We start from the raw sequence: 23,375 nt of genomic DNA on the forward strand, positions 1-23,375 counted from the left end.
AGGGTGGGACAGGCAGCAGGAGTGCGGCGAGGGGGCGACGCGCCGTGAGTCACATCCGTCACATTTGCAACTCTGGTCCCTAGGCTTTCCCGGGTCAGTCCCCCGACCGGAAGGCCGTCATGCCACGTGGTCTCTGTTGCGCGAAGCGGCGCGACCGGGCCGTCGGCCTACTCGCCGTGGGACTGCTCCTGGTGGGCGGGGCAGTGGCCGTGTTCTACGGGCCGGCCGCGCACGCCGGCGGTGAGGCGGCCGCCACCGGCCCGGTGTACCCGCCGGGCGCCGCGGTGACCCAGTACTCGGGGCTGGCCTTCGACACCTGCGAGACCCCGCCCGCCTCCACGATGGAGGCCTGGCGGACGTCGGAGTACCACGCCGTCGGCATCTACCTGAGCGGCGCGAACCGGGGCTGCCGGCAGACCCAACTGACGACGGAGTGGGTCAACAGGGTCACCGACATGGGTTGGCGACTGCTGCCGATCGACCTCGGCCTGCAGGCGCCGTGCCGGGACAACGTCGCCAAGGCGGCGATCAAGCCGAACCAGGCGCGCGCCCAGGGCGCCACCGAGGCCGACCACGCCGTCGCGGCCGCGCAGAAGCTCGGCCTGCGCCCCGGCAGCGCGATCTACGAGGACATGGAGAGCTACCACCTCGGCGACGCGGCCTGCGCCAAGGCGGTCGGGCAGTACCTTTCCGGCTGGAGCAACGGGCTGCACCGCCACGGCTACCTGGCCGGGATGTACGGCAACCTGAACTCCGCGATCGCCGACGCCGCCGCCCGCTACGTCGACCCGGAGTACACCCGCCTCGACGCGATCTGGGCCGGCCACTGGGACGGCACGACGACGATGACCGGCTGGCGCGCCGTCCCGGACAACCGGTGGTCCGGCCACCAGCGGGCCAAGCAGTACAGCGGCAACCACTACGAGAAGCACGGCGGCATCACCCTGAAGGTCGATGCCGACGCCCTGGACGCCCCGGTCGCCACGGTGGCCTCGACCATCCCGGTAGGACCACGCAAGGCTGTCGCGCACCACGCTCCGGACACCCACGCCGGCCGTGCCGGGACGGTGTCCGGAGGCGGCCTGGCCAAGGTGGTCTGCCGCCTGCGCAGCGCCGACGACCAACTGTGGGACGAACTGGTCGCGGGCAGTTGGGTCGTCGACTCCGACCTGGCCGTCCCGACCGCGACCGCGTTGCCGGGCTGCGCCTACCCGCAGTCGGTCGTCGCCCCGGCCGGGGCCGTCCTGCGGATCGGGCCCGGCTTCGGGCACCGGGCCGGCGGGATGCTGCCCCTCGGTGCCTTGGCCTGGGTCAGTTGCCGCGACGCCGCCCGCCCCGACTGGCTCCGGCTGCCCGACCTGGCCTGGATCGCCGCGGACAACCTCGGCTCCGGCGCCCGCGCCACCCGGGCCCTGCCGATCTGCAACTGACTCCCGCCGGCCCCGCGGAACACCTCAGGACGAAGCCCGGGCCGTCCAGGCCAACAGGTCGGGCAGGGCCCAGGTGTTGACGATCTGATCGGGTGTCAGGCCCCGGGCGGCAGCGCGGGCGCAGCCGTAGGGCTGCCAGTCCAGCTGGCCCGGCGCGTGGGCGTCGCTGTCGATCGAGAACCGGCACCCGAAATCGACGGCCAGGTCGATCAGCCGGCTCGGCGGGTCGCGGCGTTCCGGCCGCGAGTTGATCTCCACGGCGACGTCGAACCGCGCGCAGGCCGCGAAGACGAGCTCGGCGTCGAACGTCGACTCCGGCCGCCCGCCCCGTCCCCCGCGTCTGCCTTCCGGGTCGGTACCCACAATCCGGCCCGTGCAATGGCCGAGCACGTCGGTGTGCGGGTTGGCGATCGCGGTGACCATCCGGCGGGTCATGGCCTCGGTGTCCATGCGCAGCTTCGAGTGCACGCTGGCCACCACCACGTCCAGCCGCGCCAGCAGCTCCGGCTCGGCGTCCAGCGTGCCGTCCTCGAGGATGTCGACCTCGATCCCGGTCAGCAGGCGGAACGGCGCGAGCTCGTCGTTCAGCGCGGCCACCACGGCCAACTGCTCACGCAACCGCTGGGCGGTCAACCCGTTGGCCACGGTCAGCCGGGCCGAGTGGTCGGTCAGCGCGACGTACTCGTGCCCGATCACGTCGGCGGCGGTACGCGCCATCTCGGCGATCGGACTGCCTCCGTCGGACCAGTCCGAGTGGGTGTGCAGGTCCCCGCGCAGCGCCGCGCGTAGCTCCTCGCCCCCGGTGGCCACCGCGGCCGGCGCCTGGCCCAGCAGGTCGGCCAGGTACTTCGGGACCTCGCCCGCCAACGACTCCGCGATCACGTCGGCGGTCTTGGGTCCGACGCCGGACAGCTCCTGCAGGGTCCCCACCCGCGCCCGACGCTGCAGCTCCCCCGGCGGCAGCGTGTCGACGACGGCGGCCGCGGTCCGGAACGCCCGCACCCGGTAGGTCGGGGCATGGGCTCGCTCCAGCAGGAACGCGATCCGACTCAGGTCCACCGACGGGTCACCTGCAGCCACCGAACCACCGTACGGGCTCCGACGCGCCTACGCTTCGCGCATGACCCCGCGCGCGAACGCAGGCCCGCGGATCGCGCACGACCACCCCCGGACCGTCCGACGGGTCACCCGCGCGACCGGGATGATCTCCACCGCCGCGCTCGACCGGATGCACCGCGACCTGGTCTGGTACCGGACGCTCCCCCCGGAGCAGCGCTCGTGGATCGGATTGATCGTCCAGACCGGTATCGAGAACTTCACCGCCTGGCTCGACGACCCGGACCGCGGTGCCCGCCTGCCCATCGAGGTCTTCTCCGCGGCCCCGCCCGAGATGACCCGGGCGGTCAGCCTGCAGCAGACGGTCGAGCTCGTGCGGCTCACCGTCGACGTCCTGGAGGGCCGGGTCGAGGAGCTCGCTGCCGCCGGCGAGGCCGACTGGCTGCGCACCGCCCTGCTGCGGTACTCCCGGGAGCTGGCTTTCGCCGCCGCCCAGATCTATGCCCAGGCCGCGGAGTCCCGCGGCGCCTGGGACGCCCGGCTCGAGGCCGCGGTCATCGACGCGATCCTGCGCGGCGAGCCCGACGGAGCGCTGCAGTCGCGGGCGGCCGCGCTGGGCTGGGCCCGGCCCGGCCCGGTGTCGGTGCTGGTCGGCAGCACGACCGAGCACGACCCCGCGGTGGTGGCCAAGGCGGTGCACCGCATCGCGCGGCACCAGGACATCGACGTGCTGGTCGGCGTCCAGGGTGCCCGGCTGGTCGTGGTCGTGGGCGGCACCGACGACCCCCGGCCGGCCGCCGCCGCGTTGTCCGCCGCCTTCGGCCCCGGTCCGGTGGTGGTCGGTCCGACAGTCGTCGACCTGGCCGCGGCCACCCGATCCGCCGAGGCGGCCCTGGCCGGGCAGCGAGCCGCGCCGGCCTGGCCGGACGCCCCGCGCCCGGTCGAGGCCGACGACCTGCTGGCCGAACGCGCCATCGCCGGCGACGTCCTGGCCAAACGGCAGCTGATCGAGGAGATCTACCGGCCGCTGGTGGCTGCCGGGCCGGCCCTGCTGGACACCGTGTCGACGTTCCTGGAACAGGCCGGTTCCCTGGAGGCCACCGCCCGGTTGTTGTTCGTTCACCCCAACACCGTCCGGTACCGACTACGCCGTGTGGTCGAGGTCACCGGCGCATTACCCACGAGTTCGCGGTCGGCGTTCACGCTGCGTATAGCTCTTACGCTGGGCAGACTCGAACCTGACGAGGGGTCGTTGTAGGAAACACACAAACGCAGGTCGGCAACTTGGTGACCGGCGTTACGGCGCAGCGACCCACCGATCGCCCATCGTTGGAACGTGCTCGCGATCGTCGCGCCCGGCCAGGGCGCCCAGACCCCAGGTTTCCTCGCGCCGTGGCTCGAACTGCCCGGCTTCGCCACCCGGATCGAGTGGTTCTCCGCCGTGTGCGGACTCGACCTGGTCGCTTTCGGGACCAAGGCCGATGCCGACCAGATCCGGGACACCGCGATCGCCCAGCCCTTGCTGGTGGCCGCCGGGCTGGCCGCCCTCGGTGAGCTCGGGATCTCCGCCGAAGCTCGCTCCGGGATGATCTTCGCGGGCCACAGCGTCGGCGAGCTGACCGCCGCCGCGACCTGCGGGGTGCTGTCCGAGGAGCAGGCTCTGGTGCTGGTCCGGGAGCGTGGCCGCGCGATGGCCGCCGCCTCGGCTGTCACCCCGACCGGCATGACAGCGGTGCTCGGCGGCGACCGGGAGCAGGTGCTCGCCGCGATCGCCGCCGCGGGGCTGACGGCCGCCAACGACAACGGCTCGGGCCAGGTCGTCGCCGCCGGAACCCTCGAGCAGCTCGACGCGTTCGCCGCCGCCCCGCCGGAGAAGGCCCGACTTGTCCCGCTGCCGGTGGCCGGCGCGTTCCACACCGTCCACATGGCTCCGGCGGTCGATCATCTGGCCAAGCTGGCGGCCTCGATCACCCCCGGCGACCCAGCCGGCAGACTGCTCTCCAACGCCGACGGCGCGGTGGTCGCCGACGGCGCCGACTTCCTGTCCCGGCTGGTCAACCAGGTGTCCAACCCAGTGCGCTGGGACCTGTGCTCGACGACGTTGCTCGAACTCGGGGTGACGGGGATGATCGAGCTGCTCCCGGGCGGGACGCTGACCGGCCTGGCCAAGCGCGCGATGCGCGGCGTCACCGGAGTGCCGCTACGGACCCCGGACGACCTGGAAGCGGCGCGTGCGCTGCTGCCGGAAGGAGCCCGTCAATGAGCACCGCGATCCGTCCGTCGGCCGGTGCCCCGTACTCGAGCATCCTCAGCGTCGGCGGGCACCGCCCGGCACGTGTGGTCACCAACGACGAGATCTGCCAAAACATCGACTCGACCGACGCGTGGATCCGGTCGCGCACCGGCATCGCCACCCGCCGGTTCGCTGCCGACGACGAGACCGTCGCGGACATGGCGGTAGCCGCAGGCGGTAAGGCGCTGGCCGCGTCCGGCATCGACCCGGACCGCGTCGGCGCAGTGATCGTCGCCTCCTGCACCACCACGATCCAGGTCCCGGCCGCGGCCCCCGAGGTCGCCCACCGGGTCGGGTCGCTGCAGGCCGCCGCGTTCGACGTCAACATCGCCTGCGCCGGGTTCTGCCACGGGGTGGCCCTGGCCGACGGCATGATCCGCACCGGCTCGGCCGAGTACGTGCTGGTGATCGGCTCGGAGAAGTTCTCCCCGCTGATGGACCCGACCGACCGCGGCATCGCGTTCATCTTCGGCGACGGCGCAGGCGCGGCGCTTCTCGGCCCGTCGCAGACCCCGCGCGTCGGCCCGACGGTGTGGGGCGCCGACGGCTCTCAGTCCCAGCTGATCGCGATGGACGGCGACTGGATCGACAAGGCCGCCGCCGGCCAACGGGCGTACCTGACCATGAACGGCCAGGCGGTCTTCCGGTGGGCCGCCTACGAGATGGCCGCGGTGTGCCGCCGCGCGGTCGAGGCAGCCGGCCTGACGCTGGAGGATCTCGACGCGTTCATCCCGCACCAGGCCAACCTGCGGATCACCGACGCGATGACCCGGGCCTTGAAGCTCCCGGCGAAGGTCGCCGTCGCGCGCGACATCATCGAGACCGGCAACACCTCGGCTGCGTCGGTCCCGCTGGCCATGGAGACCATGCTGGAACGCGGTGAGACCCGCAGCGGCGACACCGCACTGTTGATCGGCTTCGGCGCCGGACTGTCCTACGCCGCCCAGGTCGTGACCATCCCCTAGTTCTGACACGCCGTCAGTTTGTATCCCCGCCCCGAGAAACCCGATTAGGAGAAGCATAAATGGCAGCTGTGACCGAGGCTGAGATCGTCGAAGGCCTGGGCGAGATCGTGAACGAGATCGTCGGCATCCCGGCCGAGGACGTCCAGCCGGACAAGGCCTTCATCGCCGACCTGGACATCGACTCGCTGTCGATGGTCGAGGTCATCGTGGCCGCCGAGGAGCGGTTCGGCGTGAAGATTCCGGACGACGAGGTCAAGAACCTGAACACGGTCGGCGACGCGGTCAAGTACATCGCCGCCAACGCCTGATCAACCGGTACAGGTCCCGAGGAGGAGCAAAGGCCATGAGTTCGAGCACGGTGGTCGTCACCGGGCTCGGGGCGACCACCCCGATAGGTGGCGACGTCCCGAGCACCTGGTCGGCGATGTTGGCCGGGAAGTCCGGCATCCGCACTCTTACCGAGGACTGGGTCTCCGAACTCCCGGTGCACATCGGCGGCCGGGTCCTGGTCGAGCCGATCGAGGTCCTCAGCCGCGTCGAGGCGCGTCGCTTGGACCGGGGCGGGCAGTTCGCCGTGGTGGCCGCCCGGGAGGCCTGGGCGGACTCCGGGTTGGCGGGCAAGGTCGACCCGGAGCGGTTCGGTGTCGCGGTGGCCAGCGGCATCGGTGGCATCACCACGCTGCTGCAGGCTTACGACACCCTGCTGGCGAAGGGCGCCCGGCTGGTCTCCCCGCTGGCGATCCCGATGCTGATGCCGAACGGGCCCGCGGCGGCCATCGGCCTCGAACTCGGGGCCCGGGCCGGAGTGCACACCCCGGTCAGCGCCTGCGCCTCGGGCGCCGAGGGCATCGCGCTCGGACTGGACATGATCCGGTCCGGACGGGCCGACGTGGTGATCGCCGGTGGCACCGAGGCCGCGATCCACGCCCTCCCGATGGCGGCCTTCGCCTCGATGAAGGCGATGTCGACTCGCAACGACGAGCCGGAGCGGGCGTCGCGGCCCTACGACAAGGCCCGCGACGGCTTCGTCCTGGGCGAGGGCGCCGCGTTGGTCGTGCTGGAGTCCGAGGCGCACGCCAAGGCTCGCGGCGCGAAGATCTACTGCACCCTCGCCGGCGCCGGGATCACCTCGGACGCGCATCACATCGCGCAGCCGGACCCGTCCGGCAGCGGCGTCGCCCGCGCGTTGCGACTGGCCCTGGTCGACGCGGGCATCTCCCCGCAGGACGTCGGCCACGTCAACGCCCACGCCACCTCGACCCCCCAGGGCGACGTGGCCGAGGTGCTGGCGCTGCGCAGGGTGCTCGGCGACGCGGCCGACGGGGCCCCGATCTCGGCCACCAAGTCGATGACCGGCCACCTGCTCGGGGCGGCCGGCGCGCTCGAGGCAGTGGTGACGGTGCTCGCCCTTCAGGAGCGCAAGGCGCCGCCGACGATCAACCTCGACGACCCCGACGACGAGGTCGACGTCGACGTCGTCCGGCACGAACCCCGCGCGCTGCGTTCCGGGCCGCTGGCGGCCCTGAACAACTCCTTCGGGTTCGGCGGGCACAACGTGTGCCTCGTCTTCACCGAGTGAGCCTTACTGCCTGAAGGCTCAACTGCCTGAAGAAGCAAGCGAAAAGAAGCGGGTGCCGCGCGGCGTAAGCGCGGCACCCGCTCATTTGGTGTGGCCGGCTGCGCAGGTCCGGGTTCGCTCGCACCGGACGGGTGCAGAACGGCCACGCTCTCCAGGCCGGTGGTGGTGCGGAGGGGTTACCCGACCTGATGCAACCAGCGGACCGGGGCGCCCTCGCCCGCGTGCCGGAACGGCTCGAGTTCGTCGTCCCACGGCTGGCCGAGCAACAGGTCGACCTCGTCGGACAGGTCGCAGTCCTCGGTCTCGACGCAGCGCTGCACAGCGGCACGCAGTCGGTCCTCGGAGATCATGATGTCGCCGTGCACGCCGGTGACGGCATGGAAGACCCCGAGGCTGGGCGTGCAGCTGTAGCGCGCGCCCTCATGCCCGGCCACCGGTTCCTCGGTGACCTCGAAGCGCACCATGTGCTTGCGCAGCGCGGAAGCCAGGGCGGCGGCCGTTCCGACCTCGCCCTGCCAGGACAGCTCAGTCCGCCACTGTTGAGGGGCGATCGGCTGCGGCGTCCAGTCCAGCCGGACGGACAGCCCGAGCACCGCCTCCACGGCCCACTCGACGTGGGCACACATGGCGGACTTGGCAGAGTGCACATAGAGCACTCCACGAGTGGTGGTCACCGAGTTCCTCCTGGAGTTGCACCGGCCGAGATACGCCTTCCCCTGCGATCTCGTCGGGCCCCATTCGGTTCGGCGACGCGCCGTAATTGTGCCGTCAGGTTCCGCGGCGCGCAAAGCCTGGAACACCGCGACACGCCGGGCAAATCGGGATGAACTGAGCCACGCGCGCGACGAAGGAGCACGTGTGGCCAGGAATCCGATCAGTGCACGCTGCGGGACGAACCGTGACTCGGGGTTTGGCCGGCCGATCAGGCGGCCGCGTCGGACCGGCGCCGGCGGGCCGGCAGCACCGGATGATGGCGGTCGCCACGCCCGGCGTGGTACTCGGCCAACCAGGCCGGGAAATCAGCCGCAGGCATCGGTCGGCCCAGGTGGTAGCCCTGCGCGGTCTGTGCGCCGAGGTCGGCCAGGGCCTGCCAGGTCGCCTCGTCCTCGACGCCTTCGGCGACGATTTGCATGCCCATGTTGCGGGCCAGGTCGGAGATCGAGCGGACGATCATCATGACCTTCGGCTCGGACACGATCCGGGAGGTGAACTCCCGGTCCAGCTTGACCTCGTCGACCGGCAGGCGGCGCAGGTAGGCCAGCGACGAGTAGCCGGTCCCGAAGTCGTCGATGGACAGCCGCACGCCCAGGGCGTTCAGCCGGCACAGCAGGTCGACGGCCTGCGGGCTGTCGGCCATCAGCGAGGTCTCGGTGATCTCGATGGTCAGCAACTGCGGCTCGACAGCGTGGCGGGCCAGTGCCGCGGCCACCGTGTTCAGGAAGCTCGGGTCCTTGAGGCTGCGCGGTGAGACGTTGACGGCGACCCCGGCGGTGATGCCGAGGGCTCGCCAACTGGCCGTTGCCGACAGGGCCGCGTCGAGCATGGCCTCGGTCAGCGAGCCGATCATCCCGTTGGCCTCGGCGACCGGGAGGAACTCGGCCGGGCCGCGGACGCCGTCGACCGGGTGCCGCCAGCGCGCCAGGGCCTCGACGCCGGTGACCCGACCGTCGGCCAGGGACGCCTTGGGCTGCACCCACGCCTCGATACCGCCGTCGCGGATCGCGCAGCGCAGGTCGCTGACCAGCGTGAGCCGGCTCGGGTTGGCAGCCTCCTGCAGGCCCTCGTCGTAGAGGCGCACGCCGCCGCCGTTGGCCTTGGCCGCGTACATCGCGACGTCGGCGCGCTTGAGCAGGCCCGAGGCGTCCTCGGCGTGCAACGGGGCCATCGCGACGCCGATGGAGGCGCTGACCTCGACGCTGACGCCGTCGATCCGCACCGGCTCGGCCAGCGAGGTCGCCAACTCCCGGGCCAGGGCCGCCGCCGCGGCGGGGTCCGCCATGTCGGTGAGCAGCATCGCGAACTCGTCGCCGCCGAGCCGCGCGACCAACGCCCGCGAACCGGCCACGGTGACGAAGGAGTGCGCCACCATCCGCAGCAGCTCGTCGCCGTGCTGATGGCCGAGGGTGTCGTTGACCTCCTTGAACCCGTTGAGGTCGCTGATCATCACGGCGCACCCGGCCGACGATCCGGCCCGGATCGCCGCAACCGCGATGTCGAGCTCCTGCTGGAGCAGGTGCCGGTTCGGCAGCCCGGTCAGGGTGTCGTGGTGCGCCTCGTAGGACAGCCGGGCGATCAGGCTGCCGGACTTCAGGGCCACGCCTGCGTGGTTGGCGACGGTCTCCAGCAGCCGCACGTCGCCGGCGTCGTAGCCGCGCACCTCGCCCAGCCGGTTGGCCACCGACAACGTCCCGACGATCACGCCGTCGCAGCTCAACGGGACCACGATCGCCTCACGCAGGCCCAGCTCGTCGAGGTAGGCGCGCTCCTCGGTGTCGCGGGTGGTCCGGGCGACGAGGATCGACCGACGCTCGCCGCGGACCCGCTCGACGATCCGGTCGGCGAACGGGATCTCGGAACCGGCAGAGACCCGCTGCATGCCGTCGGACAGCAGCGTCATCCGGTGCGGGGCCAGCCCGGACGGGAAGCTGTAGGCCAGGAACTCCGCCCGGTCGGCGCGCAGCAGCTCGCGGGCCTGCTCGAGCACGCTGTGCAAAACGGTGTCGATGTCGTGCGCGCCGGAGACGACCTCGCTGAAGTGGTAGAGCTGCTCGAGGCTCTCGTGGCGCTCGCGCAGCGAGGCGTAGGCCCGGTAGCCGAGCAGCAGCAAGGCGCCTGCGGCCTCCACCAGGAACGCACTGCGGACGTCGTAGGTGATCGAGGTGGCCGCGACCAGGCCGACCGTGCCGAGCGCCGCGGCCAGCACCCCGGCCGATGCGATCTCGCGCAGGACCCGGTGCAGGCGCAGCGAGTTCTCGTAGCAGGCGATGGCCAGCGTGGTGACCACCGCGTCGAAGGTGCCGCCGGCGATGAGCGCCGCGAACACCGCGGTCCAGGCACTCGGGCCGGCGTTGATTCCGGTCCAGGCCAACGACCAGATGGTCAGCGCCAGGCTGGTGCTGGCCATGACCAGCGCGGTGTTGAACGCGATCTTGATCGGCGCCTGCTTGCGGTGCAGCGCGAACACCCCGAGCGAACCGAGGGTGCGACCGACGAGCAACGGCACGGGCCCGGCCATGAACAACCCGATGACAAGGGGGATCTCGGACAACGAAACGGTCTGCGCCTCGCGCTGGACCTGGATGTGCAGCACCACCATCTCGGCGGCGGCGAACATCATCATCATCGTCCACCAGGGCAGGTGGACCGGCCCGGTGATCGGGGTCGACAGCGCCGGTGTGCGGGTCAACAGCAGAACGGTCAGGCCGATCAGCGAGACCACGAGGCCGGCGACGCGCAGCGCCCGCCGCGTACCGGGCCCGAAGACCCGGGCGGCCCGCCCGGCACGACGCTTACCCGCCCCACCCGCCAAAACCGACTCACCCCGTCACGACCGATGACAACGCCTGTCACGCGATTGCCGTCAGTCCCCCCGGACGTGACCCCCGCGCCTCGCACGGCGCTGCCCGTCGACGCGAACGCGGTCGAGGAGCAGGCCTGCTACTTGGACGCGGCTTTGCTGAAACCCGTTCCGTCCATGCCGAAACCGGGCCCGACGGCCGGCGACTCGGCAGGGCCTCGAGAGTTCCCGGCAGGAGTCGGGAACATGGACGCGGGTCCGATCGTTGGGGGAATAAGTGCATTCCGGGGGCCAGATTCTACAAGCGGTCAGCGCGTCGTACCGTCGGCATGGAGTGAATTCCCTTCCGATTCGGCCGCTTCGACCCGGCCCGCACACGGCGGAATTGACGAACCGTCAGACGCGGACACCCCGTTTCCCGGAGTTGGCCGACACATGGCCCACCGAGGCGAAACGTCCTGGTAGCGGCCCTGCATGGGCCTGTCAGGCGGGCGTACGGCTCTCCCGAAACGATCTTGACCGCAGCCCGCGGGACCGTATTCTGCGCGGTCGCACAATGCCCCGCCAGGTGGCCGAGGTTTCATATGGAGTTAACAATGTCGTGATTCAGGCGCCACGCCGATAGCCCATTGTCGTCATCGGGACGCCGGGTTAGCGTGACGGTCCCCAAAGGTGGAAATACATGACGCCAATGTGCGTCGGAAAGGAACCGAGAGTGTTTCCCGCATCTCGTTCCCGGCTCGGATCGATCACCGCGCTGGCGTTCGACGCGACTCTCACGGCTCTGTCCGAGCCGATCCACCGCCGGTCGCTGTCGAACGCCCGCGAGGCGATGCAGGAACGGCAGTTCCAGGACCGGGCCGCAGCCGTCGGGTGGCAGCAGTTCGTGGAACGTGCGCCCGTGCCAGAGGCGCACCGCTTCGGCGCCTGAGCCCCACTGCGCGCCGGCTCCCGGTTCGGCGCAATCCCGGAATGTTCCCCTAGGTTGTCCCTGCGATGGCGGGGACAACTGACCGGGACAGGATCCGAGAACTCCGGTCCCGACTCGAGACGCTCACCTTCACCGATGCGCACTCACTCGGTCGGCGCCTGGAGCGGCTCACTCGGACCAGCCGGGGCGATACCCCGGATCTCGCCGAACTCGTAACCGCCGTGGAGGCCGCCGAGCTGCGGGTCGCAGCTCGGCAGGCTTCCGTCCCGGTGCCGCAGTACCCGGTCGAGCTCCCGATCACCGGCCGGCGCGAGGAGATCGTCGCCGCGCTGCGGGAGCACCAGGTGCTGATCGTGGCCGGCGAGACCGGGTCGGGCAAGACGACCCAGCTGCCCAAGATGTGTCTGGAGATCGGTCGCGGCGTCCGCGGCCAGATCGGGCACACCCAACCCCGGCGGCTGGCCGCGCGTACCGTCGCCGAGCGGCTGGCCGAGGAACTCGGCACCGAACTCGGGTCGGTCGTCGGCTGGACGGTCCGGTTCACCGACCGCGCCGGGCCCGACACCCTGGTTCGGCTGATGACCGACGGCATCCTGCTCGCCCAGATCCAACGCGACCCCAGGCTGCTGGCCTACGACACCTTGATCGTCGACGAGGCCCACGAACGCAGCCTCAACATCGACTTCATCCTCGGCTACCTGCACCAGCTCCTGCCGCAACGCCCGGACCTGAAGCTGGTCATCACCTCGGCCACGATCGACCCGGGTCGGTTCGCCGCGCACTTCGCGACCCCGGACCGACCGGTTCCGCTCGTGGAGGTGTCCGGGCGGACGTATCCGATCGAGATCCGCTACCGGCCGCTGGTCGTCGACCAAATCGACGCCGCAGGGGACGACGCCGGCGAGGCCGAACCGCGCGACCAGCCGACCGCGGTCTGCGACGCCGTCGAGGAACTCCTCGAAGGCGGGCCCGGCGACGTGCTGGTGTTCCTGTCCGGCGAACGCGAGATCCGCGACACTGCCGACGCGCTGCGCGCCCGACCGGCCACCTCGCCGGACCGCGGGCCGCGCGGCGGACCGCCGGTGGAGATCCTCCCCCTCTATGCCCGGCTGTCGGTGGCCGATCAGCACCGGGTGTTCGCACCGCATCCGGGCCGGCGGATCGTGCTGGCCACGAATGTCGCGGAGACCTCGTTGACGGTCCCCGGCGTCCGGTATGTCGTGGACGCCGGCACTGCCCGGATCTCCCGCTACAACTCACGCCGCAAGGTGCAGCGGCTGCCGATCGAGGCGATCTCGCAGGCGTCGGCCAACCAGCGATCCGGTCGTTGCGGGCGGGTCGCGGCCGGGGTGTGCATCCGGCTTTACTCGGTGGAGGACTACGCCGGGCGGCAGCAGTTCACCGATCCGGAGATCCTGCGGACCTCGCTGGCCGCGGTGATCCTGCAGATGGCTGCGCTCGGCCTCGGTGAGGTCGGCGCCTTCGGGTTCATCGATCCGCCGGACCGGCGCAGCATCGCCGACGGCGTGGCCCTGCTCGACGAACTCGGTGCGCTGCGCCCGGCCGGGACCGACTCCGCTCCGCGACTGACCGAGGTGGGCCGCAAGATGGCCGCGCTGCCGGTGGACCCGCGGCTGGCGCGGATGATCCTGGCCGCCGACACCGTGGGCGCACTGCGCGAGGTGATCATCATCGTCGCGGCGCTGTCGATCCAGGACCCGCGCGAGTACCCGACGGAGAAGCTCCCGGCGGCGCGGGCCAAGCACGCCCGGTTCGCCGACGACAGCTCGGATTTCCTGGCCTGGCTGAACCTCTGGCGCTACCTGCGCGAGCGGCAGAACGAGTTGAGCTCGGCGGCGTTCCGTCGACTGTGCACCGCCGACTTCCTGCACTACCTGCGGGTGCGGGAGTGGCAGGACCTGGTGGCCCAGCTGCGCGAACTGGCCGGGGGGTTGGACCTGCGGTGGAACTCCTCGGCGGCCACCGAGGACCACATCCACCAGGCGTTGCTCACCGGGCTGCTCACCCACGTGGGTACCCGCGACCCGGCGTCACCGGACCAGACGTTCCTCGGCACGCGGAACATGCGGTTCGCGGTGTTCCCCGGATCCGGGTTGGCCCGTCGACCGCCGCGTTGGGTGATGGCCGCCGAACTCGTCGAGACCTCACGGCTGTTCGCGCGCACGGTCGCCCGGATCCAGCCGGACTGGGTCGAGCCGTTGGCCGAGCACCTGGTGACGCGGCAGTACTCGGAGCCGCGGTGGGACCCGGACCGCGGCGCGGTCGTCGCCACCGAGCGGGTCACCTTGTACGGGCTGCCGCTGGTCGTCGGCCGCCGGGTCGACTACGCCCGCATCGACCCGGAGCTGTGCCGGGAGCTGTTCATCCGCCACGCGTTGGTCGAGGGCGAGTGGCGGACGCAGCACAGGTTCTTCGAGCACAACCAGCGGCTGCGCGAGCAGGCCTCCGAGCTGGAGGAACGGGCGCGCCGGCGCGGCCTGATCATCGATGATTCAGTTGTCCTGGCGTTCTACTCGGCACGGGTCCCGGCCGATGTCGTCTCCGTCCGCCACTTCGATGCCTGGTGGCGCAAGCGACGTCGCTCGCATCCGCACGACCTTGACCTGGATCCTGAACTGCTCCGCACGCCGGCCGCCGGCACGGTGAGTCCCGGCGACTTCCCGGACGTGTGGCAACAGGGCGGGACGGCCTACCCGCTGCGCTACGAGTTCGCGCCGGGCACCGACTTCGACGGCGTCACCCTCGAGGTGCCGCTGGCGGAGCTGAACCGGATCCGACCGCAAGGCCTCGACTGGGGCGTGCCCGGTCTGCGCGAGGAACTGGTGACCGCATTGCTACGGGCCCTGCCGAAATCCGTGCGGCGAAGCCTGTCACCGGCCACGACCTACGCCGCGGGGGTGCTGCCGCACCTGGACGCCGAGCATGGTGAGCCGCTGACCACGGCACTGGAGCGCGAACTACGTGCTCGCTTCGGCGTGCGGGTCGAGGCCGAGGACTGGGACCGCGAACGCGTGCCCGGGTACCTGCGGCTGACCTTCCGGGTGCTCGACGACGCCGGGAAGCCGCTCGGCCACGGCAAGGACCTGGCCGCGCTGCGGACGCAATTGCGCCCCGCGCTGCAGGACCTGGTGGCCACCGGAGCCGGTGCCCTGGAACGAACCGGGTTGACGCAGTGGCCGGACCTGGCCGGAGCTGACGGCCCGTCAGGAAATATCCCGCCCCGCCACGAGCAGGTGCGCGGCGAGACCGTCGTGCAGGGCTTCCCGGCGCTGGTGGCCGAAGGTCGCTCGGTCTCGCTGCGGGTGCTCACGGACCCCGCCGTGGCGCAGGCCGCGATGTGGGCGGGGACCCGACGGTTGCTGCTGACCGCTTTCCCGCCGCCCACGAAAGCGGTGTTGGGCGGGTTGTCGAACCGGGCCAAGTTGGCATTGGCCGGCGCGCCGCACGGGTCCGGGTCCGACCTGTTCGACGACTGTGCCGCCGCTTGTGTGGACGCGATCCTGGCCGAAAACGGCGGGCCGTCGTGGGAGGGCGCCGGCTTCCAGTCCTTGGCCGAGGTCGTCCGCACCGAGCTCAAGCCGCGGCTGACCGAGGTGCTGAACACCGTCGTGGAGATTCTGACGGTGGCTCAGGTTGTCGACACCGCGCTGGCGGCCGCTGCCAAGAGCCCATTCCCCGACGCGGTGGCCGACATGCGGGCCCAGTACGACGGTCTGCTGCATCCCGGGTTCGTGACGCAGACGGGCACCGACCGACTCAAGCAACTCCCCCGGTACTTGCGCGGCATCGGCCGACGGTTGGAGCGCCTGCCCGCCGACCCGGTGCGGGACGCGACCCACCAGGCCACGCTCGCGCAACTGAGCCGCGAGTTCGGCCAGTTCCGGGCGGGGTTGCCCGCGGCGCGGCAGCACGCGGAGGACGTGGTCGAGATCCGCTGGTTGCTGGAGGAACTGCGGATCAGTCTGTTCGCCCAGACACTCGGGACCGCGCTGCCGATCTCGGAGAAGCGGATCCTGAAGGCGATGGACGAGGCCGAGGCCCGGTCCTAGTTGTCCTGACCCGAGGGCTGCGGGGAGAGGAAGCCCTCCGCCACCAGTTCCCGCAGCAGCGGCAGGACCTGTTCGCGGACCTGGCCCACCGGCTCCTCCAGGACCTCCGCGACCGCGTCGACCAACACGCCGACGGGCAGCTCCCCGTCGCACGCCCCGACCAGCGCCGCGGTTGCCGTGTCCACCCGGCGGACCCGGCGCATCCCGTAGTTCTGACGTAGCGTCAGTTCGGTCGGGTCCTCGGCACCGGGTAAGCCGCGTTGCTCCTGGACCACGTCGCCGACCAGTTGCAGTTGAGCCGCCAGCAGCGCCCGCGGATCCTCGTGCGCCCGCAGCCAGTCCATTCGTTCGAAGGTGTCGGCCACTGTCGGTCCAAGCGGGTGCTCGACCGGGTGCGGCCACTTCTCGATCCGCACGACCGGTGCGGCCTCGGTCCGGCGCAGGGTAAGCCAGCCGAAACCGATCGCCTCCACCCCGGCTCGTTCCAGTCCGTCCAGCCACCGGTCATACCGCTGCGGGTAGTCCAGTCCCGCGACCTCGCCGGAATCGTGCAACCACAGCGACACGTAGGCGGCCGGGTCGAGCACCTCACGCTGGAGCGCCCACGCGTCGACACCGTCCGGCAGCCAACCGCCGACACGATCGCGCCAGTCCTCCCCCCGGCGATGGACCCAGTTCGCCAGCAACTGGCACCAGCCGCCGGGGTTGAGGTGCTCCGGCACTGCGGCCACCAACCGCCGGCAGACCTCGTCGCCGGCCAGGCCGCTGTCGCGGTAGGTCCGCGCGCCGTCGGCCACCGCGCCGATCGCGAACGGCGGGTTGCTGACGACCAGGTCGAACCGCTCACCGGCGACCGGTTCGAACAGGCTGCCCTCGCGCAGGTCCACGAGTACCCCGGACAGCGCCGCACCCAGCGCAGCGAAGCGCAACGCCCGCGGCAGCACGTCGGTAGCGACGACCCGATTCGCGTGCCTGGTCAGGTGGAACGCCTGAACCCCGCAACCGGTGCCGAGGTCGAGGGCCGACCCGATCTGCTGACGGACAGTCAGATCCGCCAGCGACATGGAGGCCCCGCCGATGCCGAGGACGTGATCGCCGGCGACGGGACGGATGCGCGCGTCCAACCCGCACGCGAGATCGGAGACCACGTAGAGGCCCTCCTCATGCGGCCGGACGGCGAGCAGCGCGCGCACGACGTTTCGCTCATCGATGATCAGGGAGAGTCGTCCAGCTGCCTCGAGAGGTAGTGCCCGAGCGGCTTCGGAGATCGGGATCGTGTCCTGCAGGACGAAGAGCCGGGTCAGCGTGGCGGCGGTCGACCCGTCGGCCAGGCAGGCGCGGCGCGCCGGGACGGTCTCGTTGCGCGCCAACGCCGCCGCGGCGACATCGCCGAGGATCTCCGCGATCCGGTCGACGGTCCAGCCGGCCCGGTCGAAGGCGGTGCGCAGTTCGGCGACGTCAGCCTGGGCGGGTTCGAGGTTCGCTGCGGCCACGTGGCGATCCTGTCAGGATGCCGTCCGAGGACCACGCCGAAAGGCCCCCTAAGCCGATCAACACGATTGCCGGGCAGAGTTGCAACGTGTGGGGCAATGTCGGCCCGAGGTCGCCCCACACGTACCAACTCCGCCCGCTGGTGGTGGCGTGGTCGGCCAGGTAGGGGGCGGCTAGGGGCCGGCTGGCTAGCTCCTGTTCGGCAGCGGAATCGTCACCGAGCGGGTGCCGTCGCGGCGCCGCGAACCCTTGCCCGTGCGGCCGAGCAGCACCAGACCTGGGATCACGACAACCGCGGAACCAGCGGCGATCAGCGAATCGACGTCGGTGGGGCCCTGGGGGTCAACGCCGAGCTCGATCAGCACATCGGCCTCGGCGATCTCGAGCGGAACCAGCGCCATCGGCGAAGCCAGAACCCGTCGGGACGCCCGCACCGAGTCGTAGACCTCCCGGTTGGTGGCGCCGGCGAACGACCACCCCTGGCCCTCGGCGTCCTGGGCCAACGCGTTGGCGAGCGTGAACTGCCCCTCGTCGCTGACCGGGGTCAGGTCGCGGTGCAGCCCTGATCCGAGAGCCGTGAGCACCGTGAACAGGTCGAGCTCGTAGACCTCGTCGGACCCGCCGCTGCCGGATTGCGCCATCGGAGTCCTCTCAAAACCGTGCGGGGCACGGCCGACGAACCGACCGCGCCCCGCACCCTACGTGTCGTGCTTAGCCGACGCCCCACCGACCGATCAGGAACAGCCGCTGGTGGAACCGCAGCCTTCGCAGACGTAGCAGGAACCGGCCGGCCGCATCTTCGTGCCGCAGGTCAGGCACAGCGGAGCGTCCGCGGTGCGGCCCTGGTGGGCCTCCATGAGCTCCACCGAGGAACCCGCCGGCTCCCAGGTAGCCGACGCCCCGCCGACCGACAGGTCGACCGGTTCGATCGGCGCCGACTGCGCCAACGCCTGGACGTCGAGCTCGGCGGACGACTCGTCCGGGTCGAAGTAGTGGCCGGTCTCCAGCTGACGGGCCCGCTCCTCCGCAGTGTGGATGCCGAGCATGGCTCGCTCGTCCGCCGGGAGATAGTCCAGCGCCAGGCGACGGAAGATGTAGTCCATGATCGACGCCGACATCCGGACGTCCGGGTCGTCGGTCATGCCCGCAGGCTCGAACCGCATGTTCGTGAACTTCTGGACGAAGGTGTCCAGCGGAACGCCGTACTGCAGGCCGATCGAGATCGCGATCGAGAACGCGTCCATCATCCCGGCCAGGGTCGAGCCCTGCTTCGACATCTTCAGGAAGATCTCGCCTAGCGTCCCGTCGTGATAACCGGCCGCGGTCATGTAGCCTTCCGCGCCGCCGACCGAGAACGAGACGGTCTTGGAGTCGCGGATCTTCGGCAGGCGCTTGCGGACCGGGCGGTACTCGATCAGCGGTTCGGCGGCGCCGGCATCCCTGGTGACTCCGCTGGGGGCCGAGCTGCCGGCCGAGAGCGGCTGTCCCACCTTGCAGTTGTCTCGGTAGACGGCCAGCGCCTTCAGCCCGCGCAGCCAACCGGCGAGGTAGACCTCCTCGATCTCCTCGATCGTGGCGGTCTCCGGCATGTTCACGGTCTTGGAGATCGCGCCGGAGATGAACGGCTGCACCGCGGCCATCATCGACACGTGCCCCATCGGGCGGATCGCCCGCGGACCCATCGCGCAGTCGAAGACCTCGTAGTGCTCGGGACGCAGCCCGGGCGCGTCGACGACGTGGCCGCGCTCGCCGATGTACTCGACGATCGCCTCGATCTGCTCGACCTGGTAACCGAGCTTGTTCAGCGCGCGCGGCACGGTCTGGTTGACGATCTGCATGGAGCCGCCGCCGACCAGCTTCTTGAACTTGACCAGCGCCAGGTCCGGCTCGATGCCAGTGGTGTCGCAGTCCATCATCAGGCCGATGGTCCCGGTCGGGGCGAGCACCGAGGCCTGGGAGTTCCGCCAACCGTGCTCGCCGCCGACCTGCAGGCACTTGTCCCAAGCCTTGGTCGCCAGCGCGAGGATCGAGCGGTCCACCGCGCCGACCGAGCGGATCGCGTCGTTGGCGGCCGCGTGCTTGCGCATGACCCGGGTGTGCGCGGCGGCGTTGCGCGCGTAGCCCTCGTACGGGCCGACCACCTCGGCCAGCTCGGCCGAGCGGCGGTAGGCGGTGGCCGTCATCAGCGAGGTGATCGCCGCCGCGAGGACACGGCCGCCCTCGGAGTCGTAACCGTGACCGGTCGCCATCAGCAGCGCGCCGAGGTTGGCGTAGCCGATGCCCAGCTGCCGGAACGCCCGGGTGGTCCTGCCGATCGGCTCGGTCGGGAAGTCCGCGAAGCAGATCGAGATGTCCATCGCGGTGATGACCAGCTCGACCACCGCGGCGAACCTCGCCGCGTCGAACGTGCCGTCGTCGCCGAGGAAGGTCATCAGGTTCAGCGAGGCCAGGTTGCAGGAGGAGTTGTCTAGGTGCATGTACTCCGAGCACGGGTTGCTGGCCGTGATCCGCCCGCTCTCCGGGCAGGTGTGCCAGTCGTTGATCGTGCCGTCGTACTGGATGCCCGGGTCGGCGCACTCCCAGGCGGCCTGGGCCATGGAGCGGAACAGCTGACGGGCGTCGACCTGATCGATCGCCTCGCCGGTCGTGCGGGACCGCAGCCCGAACTGCGAACCGGACTCCACCGCGCGCATGAACTCGTCGGTCACGCGGACCGAGTTGTTGGCGTTCTGGTACTGGACGCTGGTGATGTCCACGCCACCGAGGTCCATGTCGAACCCGGCGTCGCGCAGCGCGCGGATCTTGCGCTCCTCGCGGGACTTCGTCTCGATGAACTCGGCCACGTCCGGGTGGTCGACGTCGAGGATGACCATCTTGGCGGCCCGCCGGGTGGCGCCGCCGGACTTGATCGTCCCGGCCGAGGCGTCGGCACCGCGCATGAAGCTGACCGGCCCGGAGGCGGTGCCGCCGGAGGACAGCAGCTCCTTCGAGGACCGGATGCGGGACAGGTTCAGCCCGGCGCCGGAGCCGCCCTTGAAGATCAGCCCCTCCTCCCGGTACCAGTTCAGGATCGAGTCCATGGTGTCGTCGACCGAGAGGATGAAGCAGGCCGAGACCTGCTGCGGCGCCTCGGTCCCGACGTTGAACCACACCGGGGAGTTGAACGAGAAGACCTGGTGCAGCAGCGCGTGGGTGAGCTCGTCGGCGAACGCGTCGCCGTCGGCGGGCGAGGCGAAGTAGCCGTGCTCCTCGCCAGCCAGCCGGTACCGGTCGACGACGCGGTCGATCAACTGCTTGAGGCTCCACTCGCGGGTCGCCGAGCCGAGCGCGCCGCGGAAGTACTTGGTCGTGACGATGTTGGTGGCGTTCACCGACCAGAACGACGGGAACTCCACGCCCTTCTGCTCGAACACCATCGAGCCGTCACGCCAGTTGGTCATGACGACGTCGCGGCGCTCCCAGGTGACCTCGTCGTATGGGTCGACTCCAGGCTTGGTGAAGATCCGATTGACGGTCAGGCCGCGTCGCGCCCGGCGCGCAGTCGGCCCACCGGGCCAGGCACTCTCTGCCACGGGCGTCGCCTCACCGTTCACCGTCTCCGTCACGTCTCGTCCTCCTAGTGTGTGCAACAACCGCGACCGCTCGTTCATTGCCGAGCGAGGTCATCGCCCCGTTTGCGCTCAAGCCCTCAGAACTGGTGCTGCATCAACCCGCGGCCACCACGCGCTCGGCGCGCAGTGCCGCTATCTCGGCCTCGAAATCGGCCATCGAGTCGAACCCCCGGTAGACGCTGGCGAACCGCAGGTACGCCACCTCGTCCAGCTCGCGGAGCGGACCGAGAACGGCCATTCCGACGTCGTGCGCGCGGATCTCCGCGCCGCCGGCGGTCCGAACCGACTCCTCCACCCGCTGCGCCAGCAGGGCCAGGGAGTCCTCGCTCACGGAGCGGCCCTGGCACGCCTTGCGCACGCCCGCCAGCACCTTCTCCCGGCTGAACGGCTCGCTCGCGCCACTGCGCTTGACCACGTACAGACCGGCCGTCTCGAGCGTGGTGAAGCGCCGCTGGCACCGCTCGCACTGCCGACGGCGACGGATCGCCGCGCCGTCCTCGGTAGTGCGCGAATCGACCACACGGGTGTCGGCGACGCGGCAGAAGGGGCAGTTCAAGACCGACTCCCGGGAGCTGTGGGCCGTTGTCGTGTGGATCACTTGTGCACTGCCTGCGGAAGGTTTGTGCACAACCTGTGGACTACTTACAGCGGTGTAACTACTAGATGTGGGAACCGTAGGACTCGGCCGCACCGTCTGCAAGCGACGCCGTCGGGCAGATTCGGCCTCCGCCACTGCCACGACGCGCAAGTGCAGGTCAGAGGCATCCGCCCGGCCCGGGGGGTCCTCGAAACGCGGCGTGTCCCCCACAATTCGGGCGTGTCGCGACTTATCGCGATAACCACTTGGGCTAACAGGAGTCACGGCAGCACCAGCGTGCGCCCGGCCTCGATCTCGGCACCGCGCAGGGCGTTAGCATCGACGATCCGCTGCACAGTGTCGCGAGGGTCCGCACCCGGATCCAGCGCCCGGGCGATCTGCCACAGCGTCTGCCCGGGCTGCACGACCATCGTGTGCCGGACGACCGGGACGACCCCCCGGGAGTCGGCGCCGAGGGCGTGGGCACCGGAAGCGAGCCCGGCGACGAACATCGCCCCGAGCAGTCCACCGAACAACACCCCGCGGCCCCGCCGGGTCAACCGCACCTGCGGCCCCGACTGCGCGACCGCGGCCCCGGGCTCGCCCGGAGCCTGCACCAGCCGGAGCGCCGGCCGAACGGGCGCCGCCGCGCGCTGCGGCAGGCGCGAGCCCGCCGGGTGCCGCAACCGGGCCGCCTCGAGAGTCCCTGCGTTCATCTCTCCCCCTCCAGACACCTCGTCGCCGACGAGGTTTGGTCGAACATCTATTCGATTCGTTTCGATGCGGACAGTTGTACCGGAGGGCACCGACACTTTCGAGCATTGTTCGAACATGTGTTTGAAAGACGTCGCCGGCCGCGCTACGGTCGGTGACAAGTCGGCAGGTGGGAGCACCTGTCCGGGGAAGTCGAGGAGGCACAGATGGTCGGCCGTTCCAAGGACGGCGCCCGCGCCGGCGGCGTCGATACCGAAGCTGGCGAAGGCGTGGGCGAACTGCATTCACTGCCCGACGGTCCGCCGGACGACCACGGCCTGACCCCGCGGCAGCGCAAGGTGCTCGAGGTGATCCGCGACGCGGTCGAACGCCGGGGCTACCCACCATCGATGCGCGAGATCGGCGACGCGGTCGGCCTCACCTCGACCTCGTCGGTGTCGCACCAACTGATCACCCTGGAGCGCAAGGGTTATCTGCGGCGCGACCCGAATCGCCCGCGTGCGCTCGAGGTGCGACTTCCGGAGGGCGTGGCACCGTCGCTGGACTTCGATGAGGCCGAGTTGCGAGCGGCGCGCCCGGCCGCCGCCTACGTCCCGGTGGTCGGCCGGATCGCGGCCGGCGGGCCGATCCTGGCCGAGCAGGCAGTGGAGGCGGTGTTCCCACTCCCCCGCGAGCTGGTCGGCGAAGGAACGCTGTTCATGCTCCGCGTCGTCGGCGACTCGATGGTCGACGCCGCGATCTGCGACGGCGACTGGGTCGTGGTCCGGCAGCAGTCGGTCGCCGAGCCGGGCGAGATCGTCGCGGCCATGCTCGACGGCGAGGCGACAGTCAAGACGTTCAAGCGCCGCGGCAACAAGGTCTGGCTGATGCCGCACAACGCCGCGTACGAGCCGATCCCCGGCGATGACGCGGTGATCCTCGGCCGCGTGGTCAGCGTCCTGCGTCGGATCTGAGCTCGAGACTCGGGTGAAGTGTGTCCGCGGAAAGCGCGGACCGGGTCGTCTCTCGTTGTCTCATTGCGACGCTGCGCGTCGCGAACGCTCGCTGCGCTCGCAGACACCCGTGTGTCCAGCCCAGATCGGAGACTCGGGTGAAGTGTGTCCGCGGAAAGCGCGGACCGGGTCGTCTCTCGTTGTCTCAT

17 protein-coding genes are annotated in these 23,375 nt (G+C 70.8%); 9 read left to right on the top strand and 8 right to left on the bottom strand.

The window, feature by feature from the left end; all coding sequences use genetic code 11:
* Nucleotides 1–176 precede the first annotated feature (176 nt).
* Nucleotides 177–1,430: a DUF1906 domain-containing protein gene (locus VHU88_14570; GenBank protein ID HEX3612906.1), complete on the top strand. Its 1,254-nt coding sequence runs from the start codon at nt 177–179 to the stop codon at nt 1,428–1,430.
* A 24-nt stretch (nt 1,431–1,454) separates the two neighbouring features.
* Here VHU88_14570 and VHU88_14575 read toward each other — a convergent pair whose 3' ends face one another.
* Nucleotides 1,455–2,510 (bottom strand): PHP domain-containing protein, encoded by a 1,056-nt coding sequence (locus VHU88_14575; protein HEX3612907.1) that lies wholly within the window; start codon nt 2,508–2,510, stop codon nt 1,455–1,457.
* Nucleotides 2,511–2,550: 40 nt separating this feature from the next.
* On the opposite strand from VHU88_14575, the gene VHU88_14580 reads away from it, so the two are divergent.
* From VHU88_14580 to fabF, 5 genes are all read left to right on the top strand, one after another.
* Complete coding sequence (locus tag VHU88_14580; protein HEX3612908.1) at nt 2,551–3,744, top strand: helix-turn-helix domain-containing protein; 1,194 nt, start codon at nt 2,551–2,553, stop codon at nt 3,742–3,744.
* A 78-nt stretch (nt 3,745–3,822) separates the two neighbouring features.
* Nucleotides 3,823–4,749 carry an ACP S-malonyltransferase gene (locus VHU88_14585; GenBank protein HEX3612909.1) on the top strand — a complete coding sequence of 309 codons (927 nt, stop codon included), beginning with the start codon at nt 3,823–3,825 and terminating at the stop codon, nt 4,747–4,749.
* On the top strand, nt 4,746–5,744 hold the full coding sequence (locus tag VHU88_14590; protein HEX3612910.1) for a beta-ketoacyl-ACP synthase III: 999 nt from the start codon (nt 4,746–4,748) through the stop codon (nt 5,742–5,744). The genes VHU88_14585 and VHU88_14590 overlap by 4 nt, the downstream gene beginning before the upstream one ends.
* 59 nt (nt 5,745–5,803) lie before the next feature.
* Nucleotides 5,804–6,052, top strand: coding sequence for an acyl carrier protein (locus tag VHU88_14595; GenBank protein HEX3612911.1), 249 nt, complete (start codon nt 5,804–5,806; stop codon nt 6,050–6,052).
* Nucleotides 6,053–6,087: 35 nt separating this feature from the next.
* A complete protein-coding gene (fabF, locus tag VHU88_14600) occupies nt 6,088–7,323 on the top strand; it encodes a beta-ketoacyl-ACP synthase II (protein ID HEX3612912.1) in 1,236 nt (411 codons plus the stop codon).
* Nucleotides 7,324–7,499: 176 nt separating this feature from the next.
* On the opposite strand, the gene VHU88_14605 is transcribed toward fabF, so the two are convergent.
* On the bottom strand, nt 7,500–7,997 hold the full coding sequence (locus VHU88_14605; protein ID HEX3612913.1) for a DUF3145 domain-containing protein: 498 nt from the start codon (nt 7,995–7,997) through the stop codon (nt 7,500–7,502).
* Between the two features lie 248 nt (nt 7,998–8,245).
* Entirely contained in the window at nt 8,246–10,852 is a 2,607-nt protein-coding gene (locus tag VHU88_14610) for an EAL domain-containing protein (GenBank protein ID HEX3612914.1), read from the bottom strand.
* Nucleotides 10,853–11,555: 703 nt separating this feature from the next.
* On the opposite strand from VHU88_14610, the gene VHU88_14615 reads away from it, so the two are divergent.
* Together VHU88_14615 and hrpA are read left to right on the top strand one after the other, a co-directional pair.
* Nucleotides 11,556–11,771, top strand: a complete 216-nt coding sequence (locus tag VHU88_14615; GenBank protein ID HEX3612915.1) for a hypothetical protein — start codon at nt 11,556–11,558, stop codon at nt 11,769–11,771.
* 65 nt (nt 11,772–11,836) lie between these two features.
* The gene (gene hrpA, locus VHU88_14620; GenBank protein ID HEX3612916.1) at nt 11,837–15,841 is read left to right on the top strand and encodes an ATP-dependent RNA helicase HrpA; all 4,005 of its coding nucleotides are present in this window, start codon (nt 11,837–11,839) and stop codon (nt 15,839–15,841) included.
* Here the strand turns inward: hrpA and VHU88_14625 are convergent.
* The 5 genes from VHU88_14625 to VHU88_14645 form a co-directional block, all read right to left on the bottom strand.
* Complete coding sequence (locus VHU88_14625) at nt 15,838–17,334, bottom strand: methyltransferase (GenBank protein HEX3612917.1); 1,497 nt, start codon at nt 17,332–17,334, stop codon at nt 15,838–15,840. The genes hrpA and VHU88_14625 overlap by 4 nt on opposite strands.
* Before the next feature lie 186 nt (nt 17,335–17,520).
* A complete protein-coding gene (locus VHU88_14630) occupies nt 17,521–17,973 on the bottom strand; it encodes a hypothetical protein (GenBank protein ID HEX3612918.1) in 453 nt (150 codons plus the stop codon).
* Nucleotides 17,974–18,066: 93 nt separating this feature from the next.
* Complete coding sequence (locus VHU88_14635; GenBank protein HEX3612919.1) at nt 18,067–20,937, bottom strand: vitamin B12-dependent ribonucleotide reductase; 2,871 nt, start codon at nt 20,935–20,937, stop codon at nt 18,067–18,069.
* A gap of 100 nt (nt 20,938–21,037) precedes the next feature.
* A complete protein-coding gene (gene nrdR, locus VHU88_14640) occupies nt 21,038–21,541 on the bottom strand; it encodes a transcriptional regulator NrdR (protein ID HEX3612920.1) in 504 nt (167 codons plus the stop codon).
* 260 nt (nt 21,542–21,801) lie between these two features.
* Nucleotides 21,802–22,236, bottom strand: coding sequence for a LysM peptidoglycan-binding domain-containing protein (locus VHU88_14645; protein HEX3612921.1), 435 nt, complete (start codon nt 22,234–22,236; stop codon nt 21,802–21,804).
* A gap of 204 nt (nt 22,237–22,440) precedes the next feature.
* On the opposite strand from VHU88_14645, the gene lexA reads away from it, so the two are divergent.
* The gene (lexA, locus tag VHU88_14650) at nt 22,441–23,187 is read left to right on the top strand and encodes a transcriptional repressor LexA (GenBank protein HEX3612922.1); all 747 of its coding nucleotides are present in this window, start codon (nt 22,441–22,443) and stop codon (nt 23,185–23,187) included.
* The last annotated feature ends 188 nt before the right edge of the window (nt 23,188–23,375 follow it).

This window comes from Sporichthyaceae bacterium (assembly GCA_036269075.1).
Classification (GTDB): Bacteria; Actinomycetota; Actinomycetes; order Sporichthyales; family Sporichthyaceae; genus DASQPJ01.

What these genes read in the sequence shown, in the direction of transcription:
- VHU88_14580 (HEX3612908.1), top strand. Translation starts at nt 2,551, where the DNA reads ATGACCCCGCGCGCGAACGCAGGCCCGCGGATCGCGCACGACCACCCC.
- VHU88_14590 (HEX3612910.1), top strand. Translation starts at nt 4,746, where the DNA reads ATGAGCACCGCGATCCGTCCGTCGGCCGGTGCCCCGTACTCGAGCATC.
- VHU88_14595 (HEX3612911.1), top strand. Translation starts at nt 5,804, where the DNA reads ATGGCAGCTGTGACCGAGGCTGAGATCGTCGAAGGCCTGGGCGAGATC.
- fabF (HEX3612912.1), top strand. Translation starts at nt 6,088, where the DNA reads ATGAGTTCGAGCACGGTGGTCGTCACCGGGCTCGGGGCGACCACCCCG.
- hrpA (HEX3612916.1), top strand. Translation starts at nt 11,837, where the DNA reads ATGGCGGGGACAACTGACCGGGACAGGATCCGAGAACTCCGGTCCCGA.
- VHU88_14630 (HEX3612918.1), bottom strand. Translation starts at nt 17,973, where the DNA reads ATGGCGCAATCCGGCAGCGGCGGGTCCGACGAGGTCTACGAGCTCGAC.
- VHU88_14645 (HEX3612921.1), bottom strand. Translation starts at nt 22,236, where the DNA reads ATGAACGCAGGGACTCTCGAGGCGGCCCGGTTGCGGCACCCGGCGGGC.
- lexA (HEX3612922.1), top strand. Translation starts at nt 22,441, where the DNA reads ATGGTCGGCCGTTCCAAGGACGGCGCCCGCGCCGGCGGCGTCGATACC.